The sequence below is a fragment of the Rhodanobacter sp. UC4448_H15 genome, from assembly GCF_052978265.1.
In genome coordinates, this window is sequence record NZ_CM129665.1 from 3,489,621 (window position 1) to 3,506,472 (window position 16,852).

Below are 16,852 nucleotides of genomic sequence, written 5' to 3' on the forward strand. Positions count from 1 at the left end.
TACCGAATCGGCGCGGCCGCGGCACCACGCCGGCGGGCATAAGCTTATGTCTGCCGCTACAATGGCAAGCTGCACTGCCCGCCGAGGGGCGCTGCGACCGTTGGCGTGAGGCAGATCCATCTGCAGCCCCACGCATCGGCCAGGCTCGGCGCGGCACGTTCCACAACGGCGCCCGGTTGTCTGTACGCGAGTCCCTTCGCGAAAAGACCGGCCAGCCATGGCCGGACCCTTCGCAAGAGCCCCGCACTAACCGGAGATACTCATGAACGCCGCACTCAAAGAAAACCATCAGGACTACAAGATCCGCGACATCTCGCTGGCCGATTTCGGCCGCAAGGAGCTGGACATCGCCGAGCACGAGATGCCGGGCCTGATGTCGATCCGCAAGAAGCACGCCGCCACGTTGCCGCTCAAGGGCGTGCGCGTGACCGGCTCGCTGCACATGACGATCCAGACCGCGGTGCTGATCGAGACGCTGAAGGACATCGGCGCCGACGTGCGCTGGGCTTCGTGCAACATCTTCTCGACCCAGGACCACGCCGCCGCCGCGATCGCCGCCAGCGGCACGCCGGTGTTCGCCTGGAAGGGCGAGACGCTGGAGGAATACTGGGACTGCACGCTCGACGCGCTGTCCTTCCCCGACGGCAAGGGCGGTTTCCTTGGGCCCCAGTTGGTGGTCGATGACGGCGGTGACGTGACGCTGCTGATCCACAAGGGCTACGAGCTGGAGAACGGCTCGAAGTGGGTGGACGAGAAGGCCTCCTCGCACGAGGAGCAGGTGATCAAGAACCTGCTCAAGCGCGTGCATGCCGAGCGCCCCGGCTACTGGCACACCGTGGTGAAGGACTGGAAGGGCGTCTCCGAGGAGACCACCACCGGCGTGCACCGGCTGTACCAGCTGGCCGAGGCGAAGTCGCTGCTGGTGCCGGCGATCAACGTCAACGACTCGGTCACCAAGAGCAAGTTCGACAACCTGTACGGCTGCCGCGAGTCGCTGGCCGACGGCCTGAAGCGCGCGATGGACGTGATGCTGGCCGGCAAGGTGGCCGTGGTCTGCGGCTACGGCGATGTGGGCAAGGGCTGCGCGCATTCGCTGCGTGCCTACGGCTCGCGCGTCGTCGTCACCGAGATCGACCCGATCAACGCGCTGCAGGCGGCGATGGAAGGCTTCGAGGTCAACACGGTCGAATCCACCCTGGGCCGCGGCGACATCTATGTCACCACCACCGGCAACAAGGACGTGCTGACGCTGGAGCACCTGAAGTCGATGAAGGACCAGGCGATCGTCTGCAACATCGGCCACTTCGACAACGAGATCCAGGTCGATGCGCTGAACGCGATGGCCGGCGTCGAGAAGCTCAACATCAAGCCGCAGGTGGACAAGTACGTGTTCCCGGACGGCCGCGCGATCTTCCTGCTGGCCGAAGGCCGCCTGGTGAATCTCGGCTGCGCCACCGGCCACCCGAGCTTCGTGATGTCCAACTCGTTCTCCAACCAGACCCTGGCGCAGATCGACCTGTGGGCGAACAAGGACAAGTACGAGGCGAAGGTCTACATCCTGCCGAAGAAGCTGGACGAGGAAGTCGCCCGCCTGCACCTGGAGAAGATCGGCGTGAAGCTGACCACGCTGACGAAGGAGCAGGCCGGCTACCTCGGCGTGCCGGTGGAAGGCCCGTACAAGCCGGACCACTACCGCTACTGAGCCGCCAGCGGATCATCGGTCGGTCGCAGCAGAACGGGCGCGCAAGGCGCCCGTTCTGCCATCACCGGCTCACCACTGGGCAGCGTGCACCGTGCGGCCAGCGCCGCGCCGGATCATACTTTCGTACCGATCCAACACGGTCGAACCCACGGGAGACGGCGTCGATGTCGCCAAAGCCAAGCAGCGCCGACCGGCGATTGTTCAGCCAGCTTCGCAGTGAAATGGACCGGATGACCGCGTCCGAACGGGTGATCGCGAACTTCCTGCTCACCAACCGGCAGGCGGTGCCGTTCGAGACCGCCAACTCGCTCGCCGCCAAGCTCGCCATCAGCGCCGCGACGGTGGGCCGGTTCTGCCGTCGCCTCGGCTACCGGAACTTCCGCGAGCTGAAGTCGGCTTTCAAGTTCGACGTGGCCGTCGCGCCATGGCCGATCGGCGAAGGCCTGCGCTCGATGCTGCAGACCGGCAGCGGCGAACCGGCGCTGCAACGCGACCTGGACCTGACCATCGCCGGCATCATCGAGGTCTACCGCCGCGCGGAAACGCGCGAATGGCAGGATATCGTCGCGCACCTGGCGCACTGCTCGACCCTGCACATCGTGGGATTCCAGACCGAGCGCGGGCTTGCGGCCCACTTCGCCAGTTTCCTGCAATACGTGCGCCCGCGGGTGCGGGTGGCCGACCTGGCTACCGGAAGCTTCTCGGAGGTGCTGCTTGACGGCACCGACAAGGATTGCGTCGTGATCGTGGAGACGCGCCGCTACTCGCGCCAGGCACAGCTGCTCGCCCGTCATTGCCGGCAACGCGGGCTGCCGCTGGTGATGATCACCGACAAGTATTGCCACTGGGCCAGCGAATACACGCCGCACATCCTGGCATTGCCGACGGAAAGCGGGATTTTCTGGGGCACCACCGTTCCGATCCACGCGGCGCTGGCGCTGCTGGTCAACGGCGTGGTTCTCGCGCTCGGCGAACGCGTGGAGCAACGCCTGGCCCACGTCTCCGACCTCTACCAGGAATTCGTCGGCCACGTCGGGAAACCCGCGCGCGGGCAGCGCAAGAAGGGCGGCGACATCGAGCCTTGAGCACGCAGCGCACCGTCGGGCCGAGGCCCCGCGCTTCTGCGGAACCAGGAGCGCCGCTCCCGTTCAGCGCGACCGCACGTAGACCACGTAGATGACCAGGCCGGCCGCGAAATAGCCGCCGACGATCGCCAGCGGCAGCACGTCGCCGCGCGTGGCGCGCAGCACCATGTCGATCAGCAGCGGCAGGCCCATCAGCGCGGCGAAGGCGATGCCGAGTGCCGGAATGATGCCGATCCACCAGCCACGCACGCGGATGCCGCCCAGCGGCACCCGGAACGATCGCGGCCGATCGGGCTCGACCACGCGCAGGCGCATGACCGCCGCACAAACGATCGCGAACGCGACCGCCGTGCCGAGGCTGATCAGGTCACCGAGCAGGCTGATCGGCAGGCACGCCGCGAGCAACGCCATGGCCACGCCGGTATAGATGGTGCCGACCTGCGGCGTGCGCGTCCTGCCGTCGATCCGCGCGAACACCGGCGGCAGCATGCGATCGCGCGCCATCGCGTAGAAAATGCGGGTCTGGCCGTAGATTGACGTCAGCAGCACCGAAAGCAGGCCGATCACCGCGGCGGACTTGACTGCGATGCCGAACATCGGCAGCTGCATCGCGTCGACGGCGACGGCGATCGGGTCGGCGACGCCGAGCCGGGCATAGGGCACGATGCCGGTCATCACCGCGGCAACGGCCATGTACAGCACCGTGCAGACCGCCAGCGTCATGAAGATGCCGATCGGCAGGTCGCGCTGGGGGTTGCGCGCCTCGGCTGCGCTGGTGGACACGGTCTCGAAGCCGACGTAGGCGAAGAAGATCGCCGAGGCGCCGCGCAGCACGCCGGGCCAGCCGAACTCGAAATCGCCCCGCGCCGGCGGCACGAACGGCGTGAGGTTGGCCGGGTCGATGAAGGCGATGCCGACCAGCACGAAGGCGACCAGCGCGGCAATCTTGAGCAGCACGATGGCCGTGTTGAACGCGAACGACTGCTTCATCCCGCGCAACAGGACAGCCGTCACCACCAGGATCGCGCCGGCGGCGACAAGGTTGATGCCGCCGCCGAACTGCAGGCGGTTGCTGCCGCCGTCGGTGCGGAAGTCGAGCATCGGCGTGGTGATCGACGCCGGCAGGTGTAGACCGAACTGGTCGAGCAACGCCACCGCGTAGCCGGCGAAGCCGACCGCGACCGTCGCCGCGGCAATGCCGTACTCGAGCAGCAGCAGCCAGCCGGCGCACCACGCGGTGAAGCGGCCAAACGTGAGCAACGCATACGAATAGCTCGAACCGGACAACGGCATCGTGCCGGCAAGCTCGGCATAGCAGAACGCGGTGAATCCGCAGGCGATCGCCGCCACCACGAACGACAGCACCACCGCCGGGCCGGCATGGGTCGCCGCCGCGGTGCCGGTCATGACGAAGATGCCGGCGCCGATGACGCAGCCGACACCGATCATCGTCAACTGGAGCGGGCCGAGCGTGCGCGCCAGCCCGGGTTCGTCATCATTCGCCGATTGCAAGTTTTCTTTCATGAGAGTTACTATGATATAAATTGTGCATACTCGTCCAGAGGCCGATTTGCATGCAGACCGAGGTTCGCCACGAACGCTGGGAGCTCGCCGCGCCATTCGTCATCGCGCACGAGACCTACCTGCATGCCGACGTCATCGTGGCAACGCTGTCGTGCGATGGTGCCGTCGGCCGCGGCGAATGCACGCCCACGGCGTTCTACGGCGAGAGCGTGGACGGGGTGATGAAGACCGTGCGCGAACTGCTCGCCCGCCTCGCCCGCGGCGAGTCATGGGACCGCATCCACGATCGCGTGCCGGCCGGCGCCGCGCGCAACGCGGTCGACTGTGCGTTCTGGGATCTGCGCGCGAAACTGGCGAAGCAGCGTGTCTGGGAGCTGATCGGAGTCCCCGCCCCGGGCCAGGTGCGCACCGCACAGACCATCAGCGTGGGCGAAGCGGCGCAGCAGGCGGACAAGGCGCGCGCGATCGTCGCCACCGACGGCGACGGCGCCCTGATCAAGCTGAAGCTCGATGCGCACGACATCGTCGCCCGCGTCGCGGCCGTGCGCGACGCCGCTCCGGCGGCGACCCTGGTCATCGACGCGAATGAATCCTGGGACCCGCTGCTGCTCGATAGCGTCATGCCGGCGTTGCAGGCCGCGCATGTCGCGATGGTCGAGCAGCCGCTGCCCGTGGGCAAGGACGACGCGCTGGCGCGGATCGAACGCCGCGTGCCGGTCTGCGCCGACGAGTCGGCGCACGTCGGCGCCGACCTCGACGCGCTGCGCGGCCGCTACGACCTGGTCAACGTGAAGCTGGACAAGACCGGTGGCCTGACCGAGGCGCTGCGCATGACCGCCCGCGCGCGCCAGCTCGGCTTCGGGTTGATGGTGGGCTGCATGGAGGGGACGTCGCTCGGCATGGCGCCGGCGACGCTCGTCGCCGGTGCCGCACGCTTCGTCGATCTCGACGGCCCGCTCCTCATCGGCCGCGACCGCGACCCGGGCCTGCACTACCAGCGTGGCCTCGTCTCGCCGCCCAGCGCGGCGCTGTGGGGCTGAACCGCATGTTTTCCAGGAGAACCGATTCCATGACGAGCCGAACACTGATCTCGCTGCTGCTGGTCGCACCGCTGGTCGTGTTGCCAGCCGGCCGTGCAGCGGCGGCCGACTTCATCGTGCGCCATGCCGTCGTCGTCGACGGCACCGGCGCCGCGGCGCAGCACGTCGACGTGCGCGTCGCCGACGGCCGCATCGCCGCCATCGGCGAACTCGCAGCGCAGCGCGGCGAACAGGTGGTCGACGCCCGCGGGCTGGTGCTCGCGCCGGGGTTCATCGACACGCACAGCCACCACGACCGCGGCCTCGACAGCCAGCTCGACGCGCTGCCGGTGACCAGCCAGGGCGTCACCACGATCGTCGTCGGCCAGGACGGCTTCTCGCAGGAGCCGATCGCCGACCTGTTCCGCCGCTATGGCGCCAGGCCGGCGGCGATCAACATCGCCTCGTACGCGGGCCACAACTCGCTGCGCGAGGAGGTGATGGGCGCCGACGCCAGCCATGCGGCGACACCAGCGCAGGTGCAGGCGATGCGCCAACTGCTCGCCGCCGACATGAAGGCCGGCGCGCTCGGCCTGTCGACCGGCCTCGAGTACGACTCGGGCCTCTACTCCACGCGCGCCGAGGTGCTCGCGCTCGCCGACGCCGTCGCGCCCTACGGTGGCCGCTACATCAGCCACATGCGCAGCGAGGACCGCAAGGTCTGGGACGCGCTCGACGAACTGCTGACGATCGGCCGCGAGGCGAAGATCCCGGTGCAGGTCAGCCACGCCAAGCTGGCGATGACCGACTGGTGGGGCCAGGCCGACCGCTTCCTGGGCCTGCTCGACAAGGCGCGCGCCGAAGGCGTCGACGCGACGCTCGACATCTATCCCTACGACAGCTGGCACAGCGAGTTGATCGTGCTGTGGCCCGAGCGCGACTTCGGCAACCGCGCGACCGCCGAATTCGTGCTCAAGCACCTCTCCCCGGCCGACGGCCTGCGCCTGTCGCAGTTCAAGCCCGAACCGGACCTGGTCGGCAAGAGCGTGGCCGATATCGCGCGCCTGCGCGGCACCGACGACGCGGATACGGTGATGGCCCTGATCCGCGAATCGGAAGCGGCCCACAGCACCGCGCAGGTCATCAGCCGCAGCATGGACGAGCGCGACATCGCGAAGTTCATCGCCTGGCCGCAGGCGAACATCTGTTCCGACGGCAGCCTCGACGGCCTGCACCCGCGCGGCTACGGCACGTTCCCGCGCGTGCTGCGCATGTACGTGCGCGAGCAGAAGATGCTGACGCTCGAGCAGGCCGTGCACAAGATGACCGGACTGGCAGCGCAGCACATGGGCCTGCGCGACCGCGGCCAGATCCGCGTCGGCGCGGCGGCCGACCTCGTCCTGTTCGATCCGCGCACGGTGGCCGACCGCGCCACCTACGAGAAGCCGCACGAGCTGTCGGTCGGCATCGCGCGCGTGTGGGTCAACGGCATCGCGGTCCTCGCCGACGGCAAGGCGACCGGCGCCCGTCCGGGCCAGGTGTTGCGCCGCCAGGAGGCACGCTGACATGCAGATCGCCGCCCCGTACCTGCTCTTCCTCGGCAACACCCCGCACCGCCTCGACGCCAAGACGGCCAGCGGCATTCTCGACTGGCGCCCGGAGCTGTGCGCCGGGCAATGCCGGCTCGACGCCGACACGGTCGACCTCGGCCTGCCTGACATGACGCCGGCCGCCGCCGCCCGCGCCGGTGTGCGCACGCTGGTGATCGGCGTGGCCACCTTCGGCGGCGCGCTCGACGAGGCGTGGATCGACACCCTGCTGGCCGCGATCCACGCCGGCCTCGACATTGCCAGCGGCATGCATGCACGCCTCGGCGAGAATCCGCGGATCGCCGCGGCCGCGCGCCTGGCCGGCGTGCGGCTGTTCGACGTGCGCCACGCCGACACGCATTTCGACGTCGGCTCCGGCCGCAAGCGCAGCGGCCGCCGGATGCTGATGGTCGGCGTCGATTGCGCGGTGGGCAAGAAGTACGCCGCGCTGGCCATTCACCGCGCCTTCGCGCGACGCGGCATGGCCGCCGATTTTCGCGCGACCGGGCAGACCGGCATCCTCATCGCCGGCGCCGGCGTCGCGATCGACGCGGTCGTCGCCGATTTCGCCGCCGGTGCGGCCGAAGCGCTGTCGCCCGACAACGAGCCCGGGCACTGGGACGTGATCGAAGGCCAGGGCTCGCTGTTCCACCCGGCCTATGCCGGCGTCAGCCTCGCCCTGCTGCACGGCTCGCAGCCGGACGCACTCGTGCTGTGCCACGACCCGCGACGCACGCACATCGACGGTTATCCGGACTATCCGCTGCCGACGCTCACCGCCTGCATCGCCGCCAACGAACAGGCCGCGCGCCTGACCAACCGCGCCGCACGCTGCATCGCCGTCGCGCTCAACACGCACGGCATGAGCGAAAGCCAACGCGCGGACGCGTTCGCCCGCGCGCACGCGGAAACCGGCCTGGTCGTCTTCGACCCGATCGCGACCGGTGCCGACGCGGTCGTCGAAGCGCTGCTCGCGGAAGCGCCCGATCTCCCGCAGGCAAGTCCACACACCCCGGGGGATCACCCATGAAACGCAAGACTCCGGCCATGGCCACCGTGCTGGCCTGTTCCCATGGCGACGCGCCTGCGAGGCCCACGGGGCATTTCATCAGGTTGCGATAAGGCTCGGCAGGTTTGGTTGCTCCGTTACGCTCACGGGGGAGGTAGCAGATCATGTCCAAAGGTCATTTCAAGTGTGGTGGCAAGGCGCAGCGGGTGATGTTGGCGCGCTTGCCGCTCGCGGCGGCGATCGGTTTTGCCGTGGCCGCACCAGCGCTCGCCCAGGATGTTGCCGAGCAGCCCGCATCGGCCGCGACGACCTCGGCGGCAGCGCAAAAGGTCAAGACCCTGGGTACGGTCACGGTGACCGCGCAGAGGCGCACCGAGGATCTGCAGAAGGTGCCGATCAGCATCAACGTGCTGGCACAGGATCAACTCGAGGCCCTGCACGTCCAGAACTTCAAGGACTACGTGAAGTACCTGCCCAGCGTGTCCTTTCAGGACAACGGTGGCGGCAATGGCGCGCAAGGCTTTGCCATCATCTACATGCGCGGTGTCAGCAGCGGCAGCGGCGGGGACTATACCGGGTCGCGGCCGAGCGTCGGCATGTACCTCGACAACCAGCCGATCACCACGATCCAGGGGCCGGTCGATATCCACATGTACGACATCGCCCGCATCGAGGTGCTGGCAGGACCGCAGGGTACGTTGTATGGCGCCAGCGCCGAAGCCGGTGCGTTGCGCATCATCACCAACACGCCCGACCCCGCCGCTTTCGCGGCAAACTACACGCTCGGCGCCAACAAGGTTGCACACGGTGGCATCGGCTCCACCGTCGAGGGCATGGTCAACATTCCGCTCAGCAAGAGTGCCGCCATTCGCCTCGTGGGTTGGCGCGAACACGATGCGGGCTACATCGACAACAAGGCCGGCACGCGTACCTACCCGTCTTCCGGCATTACCATCAGCAACGCCGACGACTGCACCCCCGGCGTGCTGCTGCAATGCCACGGACACGCCCGCAAGCACTACAACGACGCCGACACCCAGGGCGCACGCGCCGCGCTGAAAGTGGACCTGAACGACAACTGGTCGATCAGCCCGACGCTGATGGGGCAACAGACGATCTCCCACGGTTCATCTTCCAGCGATCCGAGCGTGGGCGATCTCGCCGTCACGCACTTCTTTCCCGAACGCAACAACGATCGCTGGTGGCAGGGCGCGCTGACCGTGCAAGGCAAGATCGGCAATTTCGATGCGACCTATGCCTACGCGCACCTCAAGCGCAACCAGGAGCAGGAGTCCGACTACACGGACTACTCATTCTGGTACGACACCCTGTACGGCTCCGGTGTCTATTTTTACGATAACGGCGGAGACCTGATCGATCCGTCGCAGCATCCGTTTTTCCGCGATCACTACACCAACAACAGCCACGAACTGCGTCTTGTCTCGCCCAGCGACGATCGCCTGCGTCTGGTCGCTGGCGCGTTCTGGCAGAAGCTGAAACACGATATCCAGTACCAGTACAAGATCAGCGGCCTGGCCGATTCGCTGACGGTTACCGGCTGGCCGGACACCCTCTATCTGAGCCGGCAGGTCCGCTACGATCGCGACCAGTCGGTGTACGGCGAACTGTCGTGGGACTTCATCCCCGATGTCCTCACGGGCACGATCGGCGAGCGCTATTACCGCGACAGCGGCAGCTTTTACGGCTTCTTCGGTTTCAGCGAGGGCTATTTCCCCGGCTCGAGTTACGGCGAGGCCGGCTGCATCTCGCCCGAGCCATTCGAGGGCGCGCCCTGTCTGGACTTCAACAAGCGGGTGAAGCAAAGCGGGTCGCTCAACAAGGTCAACCTGACCTGGCATGCCACACCCCATGCCATGGTCTATTTCACCCGGTCCGAGGGCTATCGCCCGGGTGGCATCAATCGCAACGCGTCGCTGCCGCCCTATCAGGCGGATTTCCTGACCAACCTCGAACTCGGCTGGAAGACCTCGTGGTTCGACAATCGGCTGACCTTCAACGGGGCCGTGTTCCGCGAGACCTGGGATAATTTCCAGTTCGACATCACGGGTCCGAACGGTATTTCCGAAATCCTCAATGCCAATTCGGCCCGCATCGACGGACTGGAGTCGCAGCTGAACTGGCAGGCGACCTACAACCTGCAGCTGAGCGCCGGCATCGCGTTGTATGACGCCAAGTTGACCGCCAACTACTGCGGATTCACCGACAACAACAACCGCCCCGTCACCGACTGTCCGGCCGGCTCGATCAATACACAAACGGGCGACACGGTGGACGGGCCGCTGGCACCAACGGGCACCCGCCTGCCCATCACGCCACGGTTCAAGGGCAACCTCATCGCGCGTTATACCTTTGATGTCGGCAGCAAGAGTGGCTTCGTCCAGGGCGCATTGACGCATGTGGGGGACCGCACGACGAGCCTGCTCCTGCTCGATCGCAGCCTCTATGGCGGACTGCCTGCCTACAATTCGGTCGACCTCTCCGCCGGTCTCCAGGGGGACAACTGGTCGGTGAGTGCCTATATCAACAACGCGTTCGACAAGCGCGCCGCGCTGTACAAGTTCTCCGAGTGTGCGGTAACGGTTTGCGGTGCGCACGGCGTGGTGCCGGAATACCCGAATGGACAGGTGTACACGGGCTTCAGCCAGCCGCGCACGTTCGGCATCAGCTTCAAGCAGGATTTCTAGTCGAGCGGTCGATTGCCGCACCGGACGAAAGCCCTGGCGTCGGCCAGGGCTTTTCGTCGCCCGCCCGATGGCGGGCAACGCCTCGCCGACAGATGGCCCTTTGAGGGGAGTGGTTCATGCCCGTCTTCATTCGCACCGCTTGCATGTCGATTGTCGCGGCCATCGGGCTGTCGACAGCGATGCCATCTGCGGCTGCCGGCGTCGAGTACGACACCATCATCCGCAACGGCCACATCATCGACGGTACGGGTTCGCCCTGGTACGCGGCCGATATCGCCGTGAAGGATGGTCGCATCGCCGCGATCGGCAACCTCGCCGACGCGCATGCCAGGCAGATGATCGACGTCCACGGCCTGGTCGTGGCGCCGGGATTCATCGACATGCTTGGTCAATCGGAAATCACCATGCTGGTCGATCCGCATGTGCCGTCGAAGATCTTCCAGGGCATCACCACCGAGATCACCGGAGAAGGCGAATCGGTGGCGCCGCTCGACGCCGAGATGATCAGGCAACGCCAGGCGGCGTACGCGCATTATCGGATAACGCCGGACTGGCGCACGTTCGAACAATATTTCGCGCGCCTGCAAAAGCAAGGCATGGGTATCAACGTAGGCACGTACGTGGGCGCCACTTCAGTGCGCGAGATGGTCATTGGCTACGAGAATCGCGCACCCACGCCGGACGAGTTGAAGAAGATGCAGGCGCTGGTCGCGGAAGCGATGAAGCAAGGTGCGCTGGGGCTGTCCACGGCGCTGGAGTACACGCCGGCGCCTTACGCCGGAACCGACGAGTTGATCGCCCTGGCGAAGGTTGCCGCACGCCATGGCGGCATTTACGCGACCCACATGCGCAACGAGGGCGATGCCGAGATGGCTGCGCTGGACGAAACCTTCCGGATCGGCCGCGAGGCGGATATTCCGGTGGAGATTTTCCATCTCAAGGCCACCGGCAATCTCAAGGGCAAGATGGCACGGGTGATCGCGCGCATCGACGCGGCTCGTGCCAGCGGCGTCGACGTGGCGGCGGACACCTACGCCTATACCGCGTGGCAGAACGATCTGTCGGCCTTCATCCCGCCCTGGGCCCATGACGGCGGCAACCTGAAACTGATCGAACGCCTGAAGAATCCGGCCACGCGTGCGCGCATCCGCAAGGACATGCTCACTCCCAGCGATGCCTGGGACAATGAGTGGCTCGCGGCCATCGAGCAGGCGCACGGCATCATGATCGGCAGCGTCAACAACAAGGCGTTGCAGAAGTACGTCGGCAAGCGGGTCAGTGAGATTGCAGCGGAGTGGCACGAGGATCCGATCGACACGATCTGCGACTTCCTGATCAAGGACAACGCCGCCACCAGTTCGGTGGTGTTCGGCATGCAGGAGTCCGATGTCGAGCTGGCGCTGAAGCAGCCGTGGGTTTCGATCGACACGGACTATGAGGGAACCTCGCCCGATGGCCTGCTCGGCAAGGATCGTCCGCACCCACGCGCCTACGGCACCTTTCCGCGCATTCTCGCCAGGTACGTGCGCGAGCAGAAGCTGCTCACGCTTCCGGACGCCATCCGCAAGTTCAGCGCATTGGCGGCGCAGCGTGTGCATCTGCCGGATCGCGGCGTGCTCAAGCATGGCATGTGGGCAGACATCGTCGTGTTCGACCCGGCTGCGATCCGCGATGTCGCCACCTTCACCGACCCGAACCAGCTGTCGGTCGGGATGCAATATGTGCTGGTCAACGGGGTCCCGGTGATCGATGGCGGCAAGATGACGGACGCGCTGCCGGGAGTGGTATTGCGCGGTCCGGCTTACTCCGGCAGATAGCCGAATTCCGAAAGGAACGGGTACTGGGGTTTCGGTGGCAAGAGCTGATTCGGCAACTCCCTGCACCCCACCCTTCAAGCGGCCTTCGGGCCGCTCTCTTGTTGGCACCGTACGCGCATGGCGGCGCAGCCGGCTGCCGGAGGGCTTTGCACGCAAGCCGTGCGGTGGCCTAGGATGGCGCACCGGCGGGCGAGCAGACAGCCGCCGGGAGGTTCGCAGGGGAACCCTCAACGGTGGAACGGCGCCTCGACAGGCGCCTCGCTGACGCTCTCTCCAGCGAAAAGGACGCGCGACGATGGCCACGCTACCGACAACCCGCATACTCGATCCCGCGGATTATCCGCGCTGGGTCGCCGCGGTCGCCGCCTCCCCCGATGGCAGCGTGTATTCGCTGCCCGAGTATCTCGACGCGCTGTGCGCCGCCACCGGCGGCCGCTTCCGCGTGCTCGCCGCCGAGCGCGACGACCACATCGTGGGCGGCATCGCGCTGTTCGAATGCAGCGACCGCCGCGGCGCCTTCGTGTCGCCGCGGCGGCTGCTCTACTACAACGGCCTGGTGCTGGTGCCGCATGCCTGCAGCTGCCCGGCCACTGCCACCTCGCGCCGGCTGCAGACCATGGATGCGCTGGAGCACGCGCTCGCGCGCCTGCCGCTGGGGCGGCTGCGCTTCAAGAGCCGCTCCACCTGCACCGACCTGCGCACGTTCCAGTCGCGCGGCTGGAGCGTGCAGCCGACCTACACTTATGTGGTAGACATCAGCGACCTCGCCAGCGCATGGACGCGGGTGGACAAGAACCATCGCCGGCTGATCGGGCGCTGCACCGAGCAGGGCCTGCAACTGAGCATGGACGACGACTTCGACGCCTTCCACCACCTGCACCTGCAGACCCACGAGCGCAAGGGTGCGCCGCTGTACCTGCCGCGCGAGGCGTTCCGCCGCTTCGTGAAAACCCTGCGCGAACGCAACCTGGGCCGGCTCTACCACGCACGGATGCCCGACGGCCGCGTGGCCGCCAGCCAGCTGGTGCTGACCGGGCCGCACCCGGTCAGCCACACCGTCTGCGCCGGCGCCGAGGCTGCGTTGCTGAGCCTGGGCGCATCGGCGTTCCTGCGCTGGCGCGCGCTGGAACACCTGGCCGCCGAGGGCTACCGCGCCAACGACCTGACCGACGCCGAACTCAACCCCGTCACGACGTTCAAGTCGCAGATGGGCGGCGAGCTGTCGCTGTGCCTGGAGGTCTCGCGTGCCGACGACATCCGCTTCCGCCTCGGCGACTGGGCAACCACGCTGCCGCAGCGCGCCCGCCGCGGCGTGCACCGTGCCCTGCGCCGCCCCACCGGCATGGCCGAATGAGCGAGCCCGTGGTTTCCGGGGCCGAACTGGTCTGCGCCACGCTGACGCGCGCCGGCGTCGATTGCGTGTTCGGCCTGCCCGGCACGCAGACCACGGGTCTGTACGAGGCGCTGCGCCGCGCGCCGCTGCGCAGTGTCGTGGCCACCCACGAGTTGTCGGCGGCGATGATGGCCAACGGCTACTACCGCGCCTCGGGGCGGATCGCCGCCTTGCTGACGATTCCCGGCCCGGGCTTCACCTGGGCACTGACCGGGCTGGCGGAGGCGGCGCTGGATTCGGCCGCGCTGCTGCACCTCACCATGCAGCCGGCACGCTCGCCCGGACAGCAGTTCCAGCTGCAGGCGCTGGACCAGGCGGCGATCGCCGGCCCGCTGAGCAAGGGCCAGTACCACGTCGACCATGCCACCGGGATCGCCCCCGCGTTGCTCGCGGCACACGCACAGGCCGGCGCCGGCGAACCCGGTCCGGTGCTGGTGCAGTTTGCGAGCGATGCATTGCGCGAAGCGGCGCCGCTGGCAGATGTCGCGCCTCCTTCGCCGCCACCGCTCGACGAGGCCGCACTCGACGCCGTGCTGGCCACGCTGCGCCAGGCCGGTCGCTGCATGCTGCTGCTCGGCCAGGGCTGCGCCGCCGCGGCCGGGTTGGCCACGCAGCTGGCCGAAACGCTGTCCGCCGCGGTGGTCACCACCACCTCGGGGCGCGGCGTGGTGGCCGAGGATCACCCGCTGTCGCTCGGCTTCGCGTTCGCCGGCAACGAGTGCGGCACGCTGAACGCGCTGGTCGAGGCCAGCGGCGCGGTGCTGGCGATCGGCTGCAAGTTCTCACACAACGGCAGCCGCGGCTTCGAGCTGCGGCTGCCGCCGGAAAAACTCATCCACGTCGACGCCAGTGCCGCCGTGCTGGGCGCCAACTATCCCGCGCGCCACGCGATATGCGCGGACGCGGCGACCTTCCTGGCCGCCCTCCTGCAACGGCTGCAGACCAAGCCTGGCCATGCCGGCTTCAGCCACGACGAGATCGCGCAGTGGCGGCGGCGCGCCGACGACGAGCGCGACCGGCGGCGGGTCGAGCCGCGCATCCACGGCGTGGACGGCGGCCAGCCGCAGGCGTTCTTCGCCGCGCTGCGCCAGGCGCTGCCACGGCACGGCTGCCTGCTCACCGACTCCGGCCAGCACCAGGGGCTGGCGCGCCGCCACTTCCCGGTGCTGTGCCCGCGCGGCCTGATCGTGCCGACCAACCTGCAGTCGATGGGCTTCGGCATCGGCGCCGCGATCGGCGCCTGCCTGGCCGATCCGGCGCGGCCGGTGGTGGCGCTGGTCGGCGACGGCGGCCTGGCGATGTCCGGGCTGGAGCTGCTCACCGCAGTGCGCGAACGGCTGCGGCTGACCGTGATCGTGTTCGTCGACGGTGCCTACGGCCTGATCCGCATGCAGCAACTGGCCGGCTCGGGCCATGCGTACGGCACCGAGTTCGACAGCGTCGACGTCGCCGCCCTGGCCGCGGCCGTCGGTGCCACGCACGTACGCCTGCAAGGCGATGCGCAGGCCACCCTGGCCGCAGCGATCGAGGCGCCCGGCGTGACCCTGGTCGAGGTGCGCGTGGGCGATTCCGCACCGATGCACTGGCTGCGAGCCAAGAGCCGGCTGCGCGGTTCGCGGCTGCGCAGGTGGTGGCGCCACCTGCACCGTTGAACCCCCACGCGCGGCGGCCCGGTGGCCATCGCGGGTGCTAGCATGGCCGCACAGGCGCGGCGTCGAGCGCACGCATGCGGCGATCAGGGGAAACATCCATGGGCAAGCGGGACGGGCGGCACGTGCCGGCGATCGTGATGGGCTGCGGCCCCACAGCGTTGGGCATCCTGCGTTGTCTGAAACTGGCCGGCATCCCGACCTACGTGGCCTGCCGCGCGGGCGACCAGGTGACGCGCTCGCGCTGGTTCCGGCCCACGCCCGGACCGACGGCGTGGGATGGCGTGCCCGGTCCGCAGGCACTGGACCACCTGCGTGACTTGCCGTTGGACGAGGCGGTGCTGATCGCCGGCGCCGACGACGCCGCACTGTGGCTGGCCGACCTGCCGCAGAGCGAGCTGGGCCAGCGCTTCCGCACCAGCACCTGCTCGCGGCAGACGCAGGAACTGCTGCAGGACAAGTCGCGCTTCGCCGCGCTGCTGGCCGAAACCGGCATGCCGCACCCGCCGACCTACCGCATCGACAGCGCGGCGGACATCGCGGCGATGCCGTTCGAGCGGCTCGACCGCGTCTTCATCAAGCCGGTCAACTCGCAGAAGTTCAGCGACGTGCTGGGCATCAAGGGCGTGTGGGTACACAGCCGCGAGGAGCTGCTGGAAACCTGGCAGCGCCTGCACGGCCTGGGCTTCCGCCTGATGGCGCAGGAGTACGTGCCCGGCACCGCCGCCGACCATTATTTCGTGGACGGCTTCCGCGACGCGCAGGGACGTTTCACCGGCCTGTTCGCGCGGCGACGCTTCCGCATCCACCCGGCCGACTTCGGCAACAGCTCGTACTGCGAGAGCATCCCGCTGACCCAGGTCGAGCCGGCGGCGACCAACCTGACCGCGCTGCTGGCGAAGGTGGATTACCGCGGCATCTTCAGCGCCGAGTTCAAGCGCGATGCCCGCGACGGCCAGTTCCGCATCCTCGAGGTGAATACCCGCGCCTGGACCTATGTCGAGTTCGCCGCGCGCTGCGGCGTCAACGTGTGCGAAATGGCCTGGCAGGACGCGCTGGGCCTGCCGGTCGATGCCGCCGCGCCGGATTACGTGGTCGGCGCCGGTTGCGTGAACCTGCAGCGCGACATCAACGCCGTGCGCGGCCAGTCGCGGCAGGCCCGCGAGCCGTGGTCGAAGATCCTGCGGCAGTGGGCGCGCGCGCATTACCACACGTTCCGTTTCGACGATCCGCTGCCGGGCCTGTCCAGCGCGTGGCGCATCGCCACCCACCGCACCGGGCGCCACCACGGCCCCAGCGAGGCGCCGGTACCGCCGGCCGCCGCGCCGAACGAGCCGCCGGCAAACTGAACCCGGACGGC

11 protein-coding genes and 1 riboswitch are annotated in these 16,852 nt (G+C 68.1%); of the genes, 10 read left to right on the top strand and 1 reads right to left on the bottom strand.

Annotated elements, in window-relative coordinates; all coding sequences use genetic code 11:
* Nucleotides 1–77: 77 nt before the first annotated feature.
* A riboswitch (S-adenosyl-L-homocysteine riboswitch) is annotated at nt 78–181 on the top strand.
* Between the two features lie 81 nt (nt 182–262).
* Entirely contained in the window at nt 263–1,702 is a 1,440-nt protein-coding gene (ahcY, locus tag ACVCMI_RS16095; RefSeq protein WP_447098128.1) for an adenosylhomocysteinase, read from the top strand.
* A 164-nt stretch (nt 1,703–1,866) separates the two neighbouring features.
* Nucleotides 1,867–2,787 (top strand): MurR/RpiR family transcriptional regulator, encoded by a 921-nt coding sequence (locus ACVCMI_RS16100; protein ID WP_447098127.1) that lies wholly within the window; start codon nt 1,867–1,869, stop codon nt 2,785–2,787.
* A 63-nt stretch (nt 2,788–2,850) separates the two neighbouring features.
* On the opposite strand, the gene ACVCMI_RS16105 is transcribed toward ACVCMI_RS16100, so the two are convergent.
* Nucleotides 2,851–4,311, bottom strand: coding sequence for an APC family permease (locus ACVCMI_RS16105; protein ID WP_395120134.1), 1,461 nt, complete (start codon nt 4,309–4,311; stop codon nt 2,851–2,853).
* 50 nt (nt 4,312–4,361) lie between these two features.
* Here ACVCMI_RS16105 and dgcA point away from each other — a divergent pair, with 50 nt between their 5' ends.
* The 8 genes from dgcA to ACVCMI_RS16145 all read left to right on the top strand — a co-directional run bounded on the left by dgcA (nt 4,362) and on the right by ACVCMI_RS16145 (nt 16,841).
* Nucleotides 4,362–5,351 (top strand): N-acetyl-D-Glu racemase DgcA, encoded by a 990-nt coding sequence (gene dgcA / locus ACVCMI_RS16110; protein ID WP_447098126.1) that lies wholly within the window; start codon nt 4,362–4,364, stop codon nt 5,349–5,351.
* Nucleotides 5,352–5,380: 29 nt separating this feature from the next.
* Nucleotides 5,381–6,895, top strand: a complete 1,515-nt coding sequence (locus ACVCMI_RS16115; protein WP_447098125.1) for an N-acyl-D-amino-acid deacylase family protein — start codon at nt 5,381–5,383, stop codon at nt 6,893–6,895.
* 1 nt (nt 6,896) lies between these two features.
* Complete coding sequence (locus ACVCMI_RS16120; RefSeq protein ID WP_447098124.1) at nt 6,897–7,949, top strand: DUF1611 domain-containing protein; 1,053 nt, start codon at nt 6,897–6,899, stop codon at nt 7,947–7,949.
* A 143-nt stretch (nt 7,950–8,092) separates the two neighbouring features.
* On the top strand, nt 8,093–10,633 hold the full coding sequence (locus ACVCMI_RS16125; protein ID WP_447098123.1) for a TonB-dependent receptor: 2,541 nt from the start codon (nt 8,093–8,095) through the stop codon (nt 10,631–10,633).
* A gap of 116 nt (nt 10,634–10,749) precedes the next feature.
* A complete protein-coding gene (locus ACVCMI_RS16130; protein ID WP_447098122.1) occupies nt 10,750–12,450 on the top strand; it encodes an N-acyl-D-amino-acid deacylase family protein in 1,701 nt (566 codons plus the stop codon).
* A gap of 295 nt (nt 12,451–12,745) precedes the next feature.
* The gene (locus tag ACVCMI_RS16135; protein WP_447098121.1) at nt 12,746–13,804 is read left to right on the top strand and encodes a GNAT family N-acetyltransferase; all 1,059 of its coding nucleotides are present in this window, start codon (nt 12,746–12,748) and stop codon (nt 13,802–13,804) included.
* The gene (locus ACVCMI_RS16140) at nt 13,801–15,495 is read left to right on the top strand and encodes a thiamine pyrophosphate-binding protein (RefSeq protein ID WP_447098120.1); all 1,695 of its coding nucleotides are present in this window, start codon (nt 13,801–13,803) and stop codon (nt 15,493–15,495) included. The genes ACVCMI_RS16135 and ACVCMI_RS16140 overlap by 4 nt, the downstream gene beginning before the upstream one ends.
* Nucleotides 15,496–15,593: 98 nt before the next feature.
* Nucleotides 15,594–16,841: a carboxylate--amine ligase gene (locus tag ACVCMI_RS16145; protein ID WP_447098119.1), complete on the top strand. Its 1,248-nt coding sequence runs from the start codon at nt 15,594–15,596 to the stop codon at nt 16,839–16,841.
* The last annotated feature ends 11 nt before the right edge of the window (nt 16,842–16,852 follow it).